The sequence below is a fragment of the Rhizobium sp. CB3060 genome (assembly GCF_025200735.1).
GTDB lineage: Bacteria > Pseudomonadota > Alphaproteobacteria > Rhizobiales > Rhizobiaceae > Rhizobium.
The window spans coordinates 2217619-2231376 of record NZ_CP104159.1; the positions used below are offsets into that span (position 1 = coordinate 2217619).

14 protein-coding genes are annotated in these 13758 nt (G+C 59.8%); all 14 read right to left on the reverse strand.

Going from position 1 to position 13758, the window contains the following annotated elements:
- Position 1: 1 nt before the first annotated feature.
- The 14 genes from nuoE to N2601_RS29460 all read right to left on the reverse strand — a co-directional run bounded on the left by nuoE (position 2) and on the right by N2601_RS29460 (position 13743).
- Positions 2 to 514, reverse strand: coding sequence for an NADH-quinone oxidoreductase subunit NuoE (gene nuoE / locus N2601_RS29395; protein ID WP_104827768.1), 513 nt, complete (start codon positions 512 to 514; stop codon positions 2 to 4).
- 16 nt (positions 515 to 530) lie between these two features.
- On the reverse strand, positions 531 to 1745 hold the full coding sequence (nuoD, locus tag N2601_RS29400; RefSeq protein WP_104827769.1) for an NADH dehydrogenase (quinone) subunit D: 1215 nt from the start codon (positions 1743 to 1745) through the stop codon (positions 531 to 533).
- Position 1746: 1 nt separating this feature from the next.
- On the reverse strand, positions 1747 to 2310 hold the full coding sequence (locus N2601_RS29405) for an NADH-quinone oxidoreductase subunit C (protein ID WP_104827770.1): 564 nt from the start codon (positions 2308 to 2310) through the stop codon (positions 1747 to 1749).
- On the reverse strand, positions 2307 to 2810 hold the full coding sequence (locus tag N2601_RS29410) for a NuoB/complex I 20 kDa subunit family protein (protein WP_104827771.1): 504 nt from the start codon (positions 2808 to 2810) through the stop codon (positions 2307 to 2309). Before N2601_RS29410 ends, N2601_RS29405 begins: the two co-directional genes overlap by 4 nt.
- Positions 2798 to 3163: an NADH-quinone oxidoreductase subunit A gene (locus N2601_RS29415; RefSeq protein ID WP_104827772.1), complete on the reverse strand. Its 366-nt coding sequence runs from the start codon at positions 3161 to 3163 to the stop codon at positions 2798 to 2800. Before N2601_RS29415 ends, N2601_RS29410 begins: the two co-directional genes overlap by 13 nt.
- A gap of 150 nt (positions 3164 to 3313) precedes the next feature.
- On the reverse strand, positions 3314 to 4753 hold the full coding sequence (locus tag N2601_RS29420) for an NADH-quinone oxidoreductase subunit N (RefSeq protein WP_104827773.1): 1440 nt from the start codon (positions 4751 to 4753) through the stop codon (positions 3314 to 3316).
- Positions 4750 to 6225: an NADH-quinone oxidoreductase subunit M gene (locus N2601_RS29425; RefSeq protein ID WP_104827774.1), complete on the reverse strand. Its 1476-nt coding sequence runs from the start codon at positions 6223 to 6225 to the stop codon at positions 4750 to 4752. The genes N2601_RS29420 and N2601_RS29425 overlap by 4 nt, the downstream gene beginning before the upstream one ends.
- Positions 6226 to 6233: 8 nt before the next feature.
- Entirely contained in the window at positions 6234 to 8009 is a 1776-nt protein-coding gene (locus tag N2601_RS29430) for a Na(+)/H(+) antiporter subunit D (RefSeq protein ID WP_260304571.1), read from the reverse strand.
- Positions 8002 to 8256 carry a hypothetical protein gene (locus N2601_RS29435; protein ID WP_104827776.1) on the reverse strand — a complete coding sequence of 85 codons (255 nt, stop codon included), beginning with the start codon at positions 8254 to 8256 and terminating at the stop codon, positions 8002 to 8004. Before N2601_RS29435 ends, N2601_RS29430 begins: the two co-directional genes overlap by 8 nt.
- Positions 8253 to 9716, reverse strand: coding sequence for a monovalent cation/H+ antiporter subunit D family protein (locus N2601_RS29440; RefSeq protein ID WP_104827777.1), 1464 nt, complete (start codon positions 9714 to 9716; stop codon positions 8253 to 8255). Before N2601_RS29440 ends, N2601_RS29435 begins: the two co-directional genes overlap by 4 nt.
- A gap of 4 nt (positions 9717 to 9720) precedes the next feature.
- On the reverse strand, positions 9721 to 10023 hold the full coding sequence (gene nuoK / locus N2601_RS29445) for an NADH-quinone oxidoreductase subunit NuoK (RefSeq protein ID WP_104827778.1): 303 nt from the start codon (positions 10021 to 10023) through the stop codon (positions 9721 to 9723).
- A complete protein-coding gene (locus tag N2601_RS29450) occupies positions 10023 to 10523 on the reverse strand; it encodes an NADH-quinone oxidoreductase subunit J (protein WP_104827779.1) in 501 nt (166 codons plus the stop codon). The genes nuoK and N2601_RS29450 overlap by 1 nt, the downstream gene beginning before the upstream one ends.
- Positions 10524 to 10712: 189 nt before the next feature.
- The gene (locus tag N2601_RS29455) at positions 10713 to 11495 is read right to left on the reverse strand and encodes an ATP-binding cassette domain-containing protein (RefSeq protein ID WP_104827780.1); all 783 of its coding nucleotides are present in this window, start codon (positions 11493 to 11495) and stop codon (positions 10713 to 10715) included.
- Entirely contained in the window at positions 11488 to 13743 is a 2256-nt protein-coding gene (locus N2601_RS29460; RefSeq protein ID WP_104827781.1) for an ABC transporter permease, read from the reverse strand. The genes N2601_RS29455 and N2601_RS29460 overlap by 8 nt, the downstream gene beginning before the upstream one ends.
- Positions 13744 to 13758: the final 15 nt, after the last annotated feature.

Below are 13758 nucleotides of genomic sequence, written 5' to 3' on the forward strand. Positions count from 1 at the left end.
GCTACGCTCCCGGCGGTCGCACAGAGGCATGCTCAATGCTCGCTGCCCGCTCGGCTGTCGCCCGAAGGCGGTCCAAGAGTGCATCGATCCGCGCGATGTCGAGGTTTCCGTGATAGTCGTCGCCGACCTGCATCGTCGGAGCCATTTCACAAGCGCCAAGGCATTCGACGGTCGAAAGCGTGAACAGCCCGTCCGGGGTGGTGTCGCCCTTTTTGATTCCCAGCACCGTTTCCAGATGCGTCAGCAGGCTCTCGGATCCGCACAGCATGCAGGAGACATTGTCGCAGAGCTGCAGGTGGAAAATCCCCACCGGCTCGGTATGGAAGTGGGTGTAGAAGGTCGCCAGTTCGTAGACCCAGATCCGCTCGACCCCGAGAATGTCTGCAACCTCTTCCAACACAGAGCCTGGCAGATGGCCATGTTCCCTCTGGGCAATCAGAAGCGCGGGCATGATCGCCGAGCGCCGGTCGGGATACCGCACTGCCGCCTCTTCGATCTTTTCGCGCATGGTCATTGCGTCCAAATCCCTGCTACTTGTCCACCTCCGCCATCACGGGGTCGAGGCTGCCCAGCACGGCGATCATGTCCGCCAGGTAACGAGCGTTGGTGACCCCGAAAAGTGCCTGAAGGTTGACGAAGGAGGGTGCTCGCACCTTCATGCGGAATGGCTTTGGTGACCCGTCGCTGATGATGTAGAAGCCGAGTTCGCCCTTCGGCGCTTCGATCGCCGAATAGACCTCGCCCTTCGGCACCTTGAAGCCGTAAGCAGACAGGTCGAAATGCTGGATGAGCGCCTCCATCGAACAGTGCACCCGATCCTTATCCATCGGGAAGGCGATGGTCGGCATGTCGATCTGGAACGGCCCCTCGGGCATCTGCTCGATGCATTGCTCGATAATCCGGATGCTTTCGCGCATCTCATCGACCCGACACCTCCAGCGTGCGTAACAATCGCCCTCGCTGCGGGTGATGACGTTGAAATCGAGCCGGTCATAAATTTCATAGGGTTCGTCGCGCCGGATGTCCCAGTCGACTCCGGAAGCGCGCAGGTTCGGGCCACTCAAGCCGAGATCGATAGCGTCCTCGGCGGAGATCACGCCAACTCCTTCGGTGCGCTTGAGGAACACCCTATTTTTCTCGAGCAACCGCTCATAGTCGCGGATACGGTTCGGGAAGATGTCGCAGAACTCCCTGATCTTGGGCAGGAAGCCGTCAGGCAGGTCCTCGCGCAACCCGCCGACCCTGCAGAAGGAGGTGTGCATGCGTGCACCGGTAATCATTTCCATCAGGTCCATGATCATTTCGCGTTCGCGCATGGCGTAAAGGAGCGCGGTCATGGCGCCGAGGTCCATCGGCAACGCGCCAGTGATCAGGAGATGACCGGATATCCGCGCCAGCTCGGCCATCATCACGCGGACATACTGCGCCCTGAACGGTGCTTCTATGCCGAGGAGTTTCTCCACCGCCAGTGCAAAGGCCAGATTGTTCGAGGGCGGGCAGAGATAGTCGAGCCGATCCGTCAGCGGGAAAATCTGGGTATAGGTGAAGCTCTCCGCCAGCTTTTCGGTCCCGCGATGGAGGTAGCCGATATGCGGGTCTACGCGCTCGACGCACTCGCCATCCAGCTCAAGGACGAGTCTGAGAACCCCATGAGTGCTGGGGTGCTGCGGGCCGAGATTGAGAAGCACTTCCCTGGTATTGAGCGCTTCGCCCTCTGGCCTGCTGAGCTCGGTGACTTCGGTCATCTCAACTTTCCGGCGTAGAACGGACCCCCTGTGGAATGTCCCTGGTGGCGAGGTCCGGCTGCGTTGGCGGCGGGCCTTCGGCACCAAAGGGATTCAGCTTGTCCTTGTATCCGCGCAGGGGAAAATCCTTGCGCTGGGGAAACCCCGCGAAGCCCTCCCACATGTAGATCCGGCGCAGGTCGGGATGCCCCTCGAACCTGATGCCATACATGTCCCAGGCCTCGCGCTCATGCCAGTTGGCCGTGCGCCAGACGCCTGTGACCGAGGGAAGCTGCGGTGGGTCGCCAAGCCGGCATTTGATGCGAACTCGCCACCTGTTGGATAGCGAATAGAGGTGGTAAACCGCTTCGAACCGCGGCGTTTCGGGATAATGATCGACTCCGCAGATGTCCGAAAGAAAATTGAACTGCAGCGCCGGATGTTCTTTCAGGAATCGGCAGAACTCGACGATCGCGGCAGGTGGGACAGCAAAGGCATGAATGCCGTGGGCGACGCCGAGATCCTCGATTGCTTCTCCGAAACGCTCCATGATCAGGGCGGGATTGAGAGGCTGCTTCACGCTCATGACGTTGCAACCCGGTCCAGGGGCGTTCCGGCCAGCGCGCGGGACCTCTTGATCTTCTCCTGAAGCAGGAGGAAGCCATGCATCAGCGCCTCCGGCCGCGGTGGACAGCCGGGCACATGCACGTCGACGGGCACGAAGGTTTCCGACCCCTGCACCACGGCGTAGGTGTTGTAGACCCCGCCTGAAATAGCGCAGGTACCCATTGCGATCACCCAGCGCGGTTCCGGCATCTGGTCATAAAGCCGCCGCACGACGGGCGCGAATTTCCGGGTCACAGTACCCGCGATGATCATCACATCGGACTGTCGAGGCGAAGGACGGAACACCACGCCGAAGCGGTCAAGATCATAGCGAGCGCAACCCGCCGAAATCATCTCGATGGCGCAGCAGGCAATTCCGAAAGTCTCGGGCCACAGCGCCGACCTTCGACTCCAGCTAATAATGCTGTCGGCCGTTGTGAAAAGCACGCTGTCGCGGATCGCATTGTTTACGCCTCCCATTCCAGCGCTCCCTTCAGCCAGGCGTAGGCGAAGCCCACAAGAAGCAGCAACATGAAGACGAACATCTCGACATAGCCGACCAGCCCGATCTCTTTCAGGACGACAGCCCAGGGAAAGAGGAACATTGCTTCGACATCGAAGACGACCAGCAGGATTGCAAGAATAAAAAACGGCACCCTGAAACGGCCACCGGCCGCCTCCCCCGCCGCGTCCATCCCACATTCATAGGGCATGTTCTTCGCGGGATAGGGATTGGATGGGCGCAGTAGCGAGGAGACGAAAAGCGTCAGCCCCGCCACCAGAACGACTCCGGCGACCATGAAAAGAACCGGCAAGAATTCCATTGCAGTCATAGCACACTGCACCGGTTACCCACTTGGAGGCTTTCCTCGGCAAACCGACCTCGTTTGGACCGGTAAGCGTCGCTCCGGAAAGCGGCTTGGGCAATCCTTTCTTGAATTGTCAGTTTATTCCGTCGGGCGGGTCATTGCAAATCCAATTGATCAACCGCCAAACACCGAATGCTGGGCAAGCCTCAGAAACCACGATGGAAATAGGCCGATACCGATTGTACCGGCGGCGGTGAAGGCGAGCGTGGCGCGCACCAATGGCGTCAGCGCCGGGGCGAAGGCCCTCCCTGGCTCGCGCATATAGATCACCATGACGATGCGGATGTAGAAGTAGGCGGCAACGGCGCTCAGCAGCACTGCGATCACCGCCAGCATGACGAAACCTCGCTCGACGAGCGCGACCAGCACGTAGAACTTGGCGAAGAACCCGGCCGTGGGCGGAATGCCGGCCAGCGAGAAGAGATAGAGCAGCATCAGAAGTGCCAGCCCCGGATGCGACTTGGCCAACCCCGCATAGTCTTCGATGACTTCGCCCGAAAAATCGCCATTCCGCATCATGATGACGGTGCCGAAGATGCCGAGATTCATGAAAGAATAAATCAATAGGTAGAGCATCACGCTGGCGATGCCGTCCGGGCCGCCTGCCGCCACGCCAAAAATCGCGAACCCGGCATGGGCGATGCTGGAATAGGCCAGGAGGCGCTTGAAATTATCCTGCACCAGCGCCACGAAACTGCCGAGCGCCATCGTCGCCACCGCAATGACCGCAACGATGATCCAAACATTCGAGGCTGCAACGAGCGGATTGAGGAACACGCGCAGGATCACCGCGAACCCCGCAGCCTTGGGGCCAACCGACATGAAAGCCGTGATCGTCGTCGGCGCGCCTTCGTAAACGTCCGGCACCCACATATGGAACGGGACCGCGCCGACTTTGAAGACCAGCCCCGCGACGATGAAAACCACCGCCAGCAGTAATCCGGGGTCAAGCGGATTACCGGTCACTGCCGCAGCCATCCCGTCTAGCTGCGTCGTGCCGGTGAGCCCATAGACAAGGGAAACGCCGAAAAGGAAAATCCCGGTCGAGACCGAGCCGAGGATCACATATTTAAGCGCCGCTTCGTTCGACCGACGCTGCTGGCGCAGGAACCCGGTCAGCACATAGGTGCAAAGCACCATCAGTTCGAGCCCCACATAGATCGACAGGAGATCGGTCGCCGAGGCCATGATCATCATTCCCGAAAGCGCGAAGAGCAGCAGGACATAGTATTCGCTGCTGCCGATCCCTTCGATATCGGCATATTTTCGTGAAAGGAGGAATGTCAGGATAGTGGCTAGGTAGAACACGAACTTGAAAAAGACCGCGAAGCGGTCGGCGATGAACATGCCTGCATAGGCCGGCCGCACCTCGCTCGCCAGCATGAGTGTCGCCAGGGCGGCGATCAGCACGACCACGACGGAAGCCCAGACAAGGAAATATTCCTGCTCCTTTCGCACAAACTGTCCCAGGATCAGCAGGACGCAGGCTCCGGTGACCACCACGATCTCGGGTATGCTCGCCAGGATCGACTGGAAAAGCGCGGCGTCGGTCATTGGCCATTCCCCTCACCGTGTACGTGCGCCAGCAGATGCTTTACCGACACGTCTATGATGTTGAGAAAAGGTTTCGGGTAGAGCCCGACCCAAAGAACAAAGACGGCGAGCGGCAAGATCGCAGCCACTTCGCGGGCATTCACATCGCGTATCTTGAACCGGATGCCGACGCTGGGCGGACCGAGCGCGACTTTCCCATACATGCCAAGCAGATAGGCGGCACCCAGCAATGCGCCCAAAACAGCGGCCGCGCCGGCCGCCAGGTTGGTCGCAAACCCGCCCGACAGCACCAGCAACTCGCCCACGAACGAATTCGTTCCCGGCAGCGCCATTGATGACAGGGTGAACAGCGCGAGAAACGCTGTGTAAACGGGCGCCACCTTCATCAGCCCGCCATAATCCGCGATGCTGCGAGTATGTGTTCGCTCGTAGATCAGGCCGACGAACAGGAACAACGCACCCGTCGTTATGCCATGATTGAACATTTGCAGAATGCCGCCCTCGAGCCCACGAAGGTTCAGCGAAAAAATTCCCAGCGTCACGAAGCCCATGTGGCTGATGCTGGAATAGGCCACCAGCTTCTTCAGATCGTCCTGCGCCAGCGCAAGCAACCCGCCATAGACGATCGCAAGCGCCGAAAGCCCCAGCATCAGCGGCCCATAATACACCGACGCCTGCGGCAGCATCGGCAGCGAGAACCGCAGGAACCCATAGGCGCCCATCTTCAAGAGCACGCCGGCAAGGATGATGCTGCCCGCCGTCGGCGCCTGCACATGAGCGTCGGGCAGCCAAGTATGAAGCGGGACCATCGGCACCTTGACCGCGAAGGCGATCAGGAAGGCGAAGAATAGCCAGGACTGGAGCCGGAACGGCAAATCCTGTGCTGTGAGCGCAAGGATGTCGAAGGTCTTGCCGCCCTGGAGATAGAGCACGATGACACCGATCAGGAACAGAAGGCTGCCCGCCAGCGTGTAGAGGAAGAATTTGAACGCTGCATAGATCCGGCCGTCGCCGCCCCAGACGCCGATGATCAAATACATCGGGATCAGCATGGCCTCCCAGAAGACGTAGAACAAGAAGAGGTCGAGCGCGCAGAACACCCCCAGCATAAGAGCCTGCATGACCAGGAGACTGGCCATGAACCCCTTAACCTTGCGGTCGATCGCGACCCACGAGGCGAGTACGCAGATTGAGCCCAACAGCGCAGTCAGGAACACGAAGAGCGCGCTGATTCCGTCGATCCCAAGCGCATAGCTGATCCCGATTGCGGGCACCCACAGGCGCGTCTCGGTGAACTGCATCGCGTGGCTGGTGGTGTCAAAGTTCGCAAGCATGACGATGCAGAGAGCAAGGTCGAGAATGGTGACGGTAAGCGCCGTCCAGCGCGCCGCTTCATCGCCGCGCAGAAACATCAGAACCGCAGCACCCGCGGCGGGCGTGAATACGATCAGGCTAAGAAGCGGGAATCCCATCGCACCCCCTACCGCCACACCACGGCGAAGACGACGGTAGCTGCGATCACACCGACGATCATCGCCAGCGCATAATGGGTGACGACCCCGGTCTGGAGCCGCCGCAGCGCCCCGCCACCACGCAGAATCGAGCGAGCAACGCCTTTCACGGCGGCATCCACCCCGCTGAGATCGATCTGCAGTCCCGATCGCGCCGCTCCATGCAGGAAGGGCAGGGCTGCGGTCTCGGACACGTCGCTCACCGCCTTCTCGTAGCGCGCCAGTGGTTTTTCGGCGAGCCACATGAAGAGCCGAGCGCCCTTGCGATAGAACCAATCAGTATCGATGCTGATCGTGTTCTCGGGATCGAGCGCCTTGAGGAACAGCACAAATCCCAGGGCGGTGAACATCAAGAGGCCGAGGCTCTCAGTGACATGGAGGCCTGTGTAGGGTTCAAAGTCGACCGGATAAGGCAGAAGCGCATAGAGCGGCTGGGGGAACACTCCGATCCCAATGCAGAGCACTGCCGCCATGGCCATTGCAACCAGCATGTTGCGTGGCGCCTCCCGCGCCTCGATTTTCCGATCCGTGCCGAAAAACATATAATACGGCAGCTTGAGCCCGGTGTGCAGGAACGTTCCAGACGACGCCATCGTCAGCGCCAGCACTACCAGCGCCCGATGATCCGCTCCAGCGGCGGCTATCACCATCGACTTGGTCACAAAGCCCGAGAAGAACGGAAACGCCGAGATCGCGAAAGCGCCGACCATGTAGAGTGCCACGGTAAGCGGCATGCTCTTGTAGAGGCCGCCAAGCTCGGTGAGCTTGCGCCGCCCGGTAACATAGATCACTGCGCCGGCTCCCATGAAGAGCAGGGCCTTGTAGAGGATATGCGCGAAGGCGTGGCTGGTGGCCCCATTCACGGCCATCTCCGTCCCGATGCCGATGCCCGCCACCATGTAGCCCACCTGGCTGACGATATGATAGGCCAGAAGCCGGCGGCAGTCGTTCTCCAGCACCGCGTAGATGACACCGTAAAGCGCCATTGCCGTGCCGAGCCAAACAAGAAGCTCGGTGCCTGGAAACGCCCGCGCCAGGGCATAGACGGCGGTCTTGGTGGTGAAGGCGCTCATGAACACCGCCCCGGTGACGGTCGCTTCCGGATAGGCATCGGTCAGCCAGGCATTGAGTGGCGGCACCGCTGCGTTAAGGATGAACCCGGCGAGGATCAGATAGGCGCCCACGCCCATTCCACCGTCGATCGGCCCCCACTCCATCGGGCCAAAGAGCAGCGAGCCGGTGGCGAGACCATGGAGAATGATGCCGCCGAGCAGAACGACACCGCCGGTGATATGAACCATGAGATACCGGAACCCTGCCCGGATCGCCGGCCCGCCGCGCTGCGCGAAGACCAGGTAGGCGGAAGCGAATGCCATGGCCTCCCAGAACATGTAGAGGGTCAGGTAATCACCGGCGAACACCACGCCGAGCGCCCCGCCAACATAGATGAAGGCCGCCACGTGCTGACCAGCATCCGTCAGGTGCAGCGCATAGACCATGCCGATCAGCGCCATGATGGTGAAAACGGTAGCGAAGACGATGCTCAGCTTGTCGACCTTCGCGATCAGGATTTCCTGCCCGATGAACCGCATCTCGCCATAGCTACCCGGCTGCATCGCCAGCACGGCGAGGATCGCAAGCGCCGGGATTACGAGCAAATAGGCCTTGCGGATCGACCCGCTGAGGAACGGGATCGGTAGAGCGCCCAGAATGAAGAGCAAAGCCGGATGGATGAAGTCAGTCATAATAATCCTCGCGCCGCATCAGCCCGGCCCGATGGCCGAGAAACTTGGAAACGAAGATGATCAGTATGCAGGAGCCGAAGCCGTAGACGGCGGACCAGCCAGGCAGGCGGTCCCACAGATATTCGGCATGTTCGTGAGAGACCAGAAAGTCAGCCGCGACGATCAGAATGAGCACGAGATAGAATAGCCGGCGCCGGCGCCTCGCATATTCCTCGTCACCAAAGAAGTCGATGACACGCTTGATCATTTGACCACTCCGTCGGCCAGGGTAAGGAAATAGCCGGGAAAGATGCCCATCAGCACCGACAGGATGGCGGTCGCGACGAGCGGGATCGTGACCATAGGGATTTCACGGATCGTCGCCGGGTTTTCCTCCGCCTCCGCCCCGAAAAAGGCGGCATAGCTGACTGGCAGGAAGTAGGCAGCATTCAGGATCGAGCTCACCAGGAGCACGGCCAGGAACGCGATCTGCCCTGCCTCCACGGACCCCAAAGTCAGATACCACTTGCTGATGAAGCCCGCGGTCGGCGGTATCCCGATCATGCTCAGCGAAGCGATGAAAAATGCGCCCATCGTCCATGGCAACCTGCGGCCGATGCCCGCCATGTCGCTGATGTTGCGCTTACCGGACGCGCAATAGATCGACCCCGCGCAGAAAAACAGTGTGATCTTCGAGAATGCGTGGGCAGCCATGTGGATAATGCCGCCAACCATCGCGACCGGCGACAGCAGAACCGCACCCAACACGATGTAGGAGAGCTGGCTAACTGTCGAATAGGCGAGCCTCGCCTTAAGGTCGTCTCGCGTCAGGGCATAGATCGACGCCATGAGGATCGTAAACGAGACCAGATAGGCCGTGGCGATGCCGAGGCCGAGCTCCCCGACCAACTTGACGCCAAAGACATGAAACACCACTCGCAGCAGGCAAAACACGCCCATCTTGACCACGGCCACGGCATGCAAGAGCGCGCTGACCGGCGTCGGCGCCACCATCGCGGCAGGCAGCCAGGCGTGCATCGGCATCACCGCGGCCTTGGCGAAGCCGAAGAGATAGCAGAAATAGACGATCGTCAGCAGCGCCGCCGAGGCATTGACGCCCGCCAACAGCCCGCCCTCCCTAAAATCGAGCGATCCCGCAATGGAGTAGGTCAGTGCCAGCGCGGCGAGCAGGACGCTTTTCGAGGCTCCCATCAAATAGACGAGATATTTGTGGGCACCCCTCCACCCCTCTTCATCCTCGTGGTGATAGACAAGCGGATAGGTAACGAGGCTGAGCACCTCGTAGAAGATGACCAAGGTGAACAGATTGGCGGCGAAGGCACCCCCGACAGCCGCCGCGAGGCTGGTGGCGAAGCAGGCGAAGAAGCGGGTCTGCGCATGTTCGTTCAAGTGCCGCATATAGCCGATGGAATAGAATGCGGCCACGATCCATAAAAGCGACGAGATAGTGGCGAACACCATGCCGAGCGCGTCGGCCCGGAAAGCGAACTCGACCCCCGGCAAGATTTCGAACAGGCGCAAGTCGACGGTCCCGCCCGCCAGCACCGTCGGCGCCATTGAAGCGACAATCGCAAACAGAACAATTGCTGCTATTGGCGATACGATATCGCGGAGTTTCTCGCGGTTGTTCAGAAGCAGAATTATTAGGGCCGCCAGGCCTGGGACGGCGACGGCAAGCAGTGGCCGGATCGATATCACCGGGTCCAAGCCGCTATCCTTTCATCATGGTAACGTCGTCGACCTTGAGGGTGGATTTGTTCCTCACAAGGGCGACCAGGATACCGAGGGCGACGGCAACCTCCGCCGCGGTAATTGCAATGACGAAGATCGCGAAGATCTGCCCGCGGAAATCGTCGTATTGACGTCCAAAAGCGATGAAGTTGATGTTGACCGAGTTGAGCAGTAGTTCCAGCGACATCAGCACGACCAGAATATTGCGCCTGAGCAGCACGCCCGCTGCTCCGATCACGAAGAGGATCACTGCGAGCAAAATATACCACCAGAGCGGAACCATCAGCTCGACTCCTTCCGCGCCAGAACGATAGCCCCGATCAGTGCCGCCAGCAGAATGACAGAGGCGACTTCAAACGGCAGAAGATAGTCGGAAAAAAGTGTCGTGCTGAGCTGCCTAATCTCATCGCCGCCACGCGCAACGACGGGCTCCGTGGCCAAAAAGCGCGGGCTCCGGAGAACCAGCACGAGCATCTCGACGCCAAGCAGAACGAGCAGCACCAGAGCCGGCAGATTGCCACCCGGCAAGAACCGCTGCAACACCGCTTCGCGCACATCAATCATCATGATCACGAATAGGAACAGGACCATGATCGCGCCGACATAGACGAAGATCTGGATGGCCGCGAGCAACGGCGCCCCGAGCAAGACGAAAATTGCGGAAACCTGCAGGAAACACGCCATCAGCGCCAATGCGCTGTGAACCGGATTGCGCGCCACGACGACCATCAGGGCCGCGATCACGGACACCGTAGCGAACAGAAGAAAGAACCCCTGATCCATCGACGCGACCCTCCCACGCGAGCTCTCACTCGGCGCGAGATGGCCGGATTCGAGTTAGCTCCGCACTTCAGGTGCATTCACAAATTGTGCCCTAGTATTAGGTTTTTCACAAGATTGTTGTCGCTAGCGGAGCAACCAAGCCGGTCCGAATGTGATGAAAACACCTCCGAAGGTCTATAAGGTGGCCGATCAGGTATTTCTTGCCTCATCGGCTGTCAGCGCAGTCTCCCGCGTGCCGGAAACAATTATCTCCAAGACTTCGTGCTCGTCAGTGTTTTTGATGTAGCGGTCGCCGACATATTCACCGCGCTTGAGGACCATAACGCGATCACCCACAGCGAAAATATCGACCAGGCGGTGCGAGATGATGATCTGAGCAACGCCTTGTTTCTTCAACTCGAGCATGGTTTCGAGCAGCCGTTCGGTCGCCATCACGGAGAGGTTGGCGGTCGGCTCGTCGAGAATTACGACGCGCGGGTCGAACGAGATCGCCCGGGCAATCGCCACGGATTGCTGACGGCCGCCCGACAGGCTCTCAACCTTTTGATAGACGGAGTTGACGTCGACTTTGAGCCGTTTCAGCACGCCATCGGCTTCCGCATACATCTTCCGGCGGTTGACGAAGGGGCCCTTGAGCGGCCAACGGCCGAGAAAGATGTTTTGACCGACGTCCATGTTCCCGCAAAGCGCGAAGTCCTGATAGATCATTTCAATGCCGACATCGCGGCTCTCATGCGGGCTCTTGAAGTGCACCGCTTGACCGGCAACAAGGATTTCACCCGCATCCCGTTGATAGGCACCGGTCAGGATTTTCATCAGAGTGGATTTGCCGGCGGAGTTGTCACCGACCAGGCCAAGAATTTCCCCGGGATAGAGCACCAGGTCGACTTTGCGGAGCGCCTGCACAGCTCCGAAAGCCTTTTCGACGCCTCGCATTTCCACAATCGGCTGTAGTGTTATCTCGTCAGCCATGGATGCCTTCCTCTGTTCGCGCGCGCCTTGCGAGGCGCGCTCGCAGGCGTCCGAAGATATTGGCCTGGCGCACCCATATATCGATCAGCACCGCGACAATGAGGATGACGCCGATGAAGACATTGATCCAGTGCTGCGGCATGCTGAACCCCTGAACGTTGAGCTGAAGGAGCGCCCGAACGAGCGTGATAACAGCCGCGCCCGCCAGCGAACCGATCACCGTGCCATAACCGCCGAAGATTGATCCGCCGCCAATGATGACCGACGCTATGGCGTCAAGCTCACGGAACTGGCCGGCGACCGGATTGAAGCTGCGGAAGTATGCGACGTTGATAATGCCGGCCATCGTTGCGCAGAGCGCGGCCAGCAAAAGGGAGATGAAGCGTACCCGGTTCGTGTTGATGCCGGCGTAGGCAGCGGCACGGACGTTGCCGCCGGCGGCACAGACCTTCAGCCCGAACGGTGTGTAGGCAAGCACGATGCCGGCGATGATGGCGACGAAAAACATCCAGATCGTCTGGACGCTGACGACCTCAGCCACCGTGCGAATGATCCCCTGCGGCAACGTAAGGCCGAAATGGAGGAGAACGTCATTCATTTTTCGACCAAGAAGATTGTAACCTTCCGGCCAGCCGGTCAATTGTTGTCCGGCGACAAACCAGGCGGCCATGCCGCGTGCAATGTAAAACATGCCGAGCGTGGCTATGAAGGCGGGGAGTTTGAAGCCGATTGTCACGACGGCGTTGACGAGTCCGGCGACCATCCCCACCAGCAAGGCCATGGTAACTGCGGTGAGCGGATCGGCACCCAGCACCTTCAAGAAATAGGCTGCGGTGCTGCCGGCCAAGGCGAGCACCGCACCGACGGAGAGATCGATGTCGCCGGCCGCGATGACGTAGGTGAGACCGACTGTAATGATTGCCAGCTCCGTGTAGTTGAGCAGGATGGCAAAGGTGTTGGACAGGTACCACCAGTAATCCGGCCTTAGTGCAAGGCCCGTCAGCCACAACACGATTGTGAGGATAATCGCGAGAGCGTCGCGTCGGGCGAGAAATTTGCCGAGTCCCGTCGCAGACAGTGCCGTATCGGTCGCCATAGCTCCCTTGGTCTGGACGCCCTCAAGTGCCACGCCACCCATTTCATAAGCGGGCGGCGGCGGCCTACCGCGAAGCCACGCCCAAAGCCGGCCCGCGATCTGCCGGCGAATGAGGATAGGCTCAACAAGCACGGCGATAACAAGAAGCAGACCTAGAAAAACCAGCACCGCACCCGCGGGCAGCGTGAACTTGGCGCCGACGGCAATGCTTTCACCGTCGATAACGACAGTCCGCGTGATCGGCCAGCCTTCACGCAAGACCTTGTCGATCAGGACGACGACCGCAGTGCCAAGACACGATCCGATGACCCGCCCGCGCCCACCAAGGATCGACGCACCACCAATAATGACAGATGCTATGACGGTGAGCTCCCAGCTTACGCCGTAGAGAGGCGTCACGCCCTTGTCCTGCGCAGCCGACAGGAGAGCGGCAAGTGTGGCGCAAAGCGACGAGAGCAGATATGCGCGAATGCGCACCCAGCGCGTGCGAATGCCGGCATAGACTGCCGCTTGTTCGTTTCCCCCGGTGGCGAAAGTCTCGTAACCCCAGCGGGTCCCGGCAAGCACATAGGCCCCGATGGCAGCGATGAGGAAGAAGATCGCAATCTGGTTGTTGAACCCCAAAGCATTTGTCTCCCCCAGGTGGAAGAGCAGCGGATGGTCTTTCGCCTTGTCGGAATAGTAGATCGCCTGTCCATGTGTGAACGCGAGCACGAAGCCACGACCGATGAAAAGCATTGTCAATGTCGCTATGAACGCAGGTACCTTCAGGATCGTAACAAACGCGCCGTTGATCAAGCCAATGGCCGTGCCCAGCAGCACACAGAGGATCACCGACGTCGTAACGCTGAAATCGAGAAAGTTCGGGGCAAAGAGTCTGGCAAAGACGACAGCGACCAGGCCATATGTCGATCCGACCGAAAGATCGAGATCCCTGTTGGCGATCACAAACGTCATTCCTACCGCGATGATCCCCACACGGGAAGTGTCACGGAGAAGCGCATGCAGGGCTTCGGTTGATCCGAAAAACGCCGGATTGACGAGAGTGCCGCCAAGATAGAGCAACGCAAGGAAGATCAACAGCCCGACCTCCCAGCCACCAGCGAGCTGAGGTGGCGCACGGCCCAGCGATGTCGTCGCAGTAAGCGCCATGATTTCTACCGACCA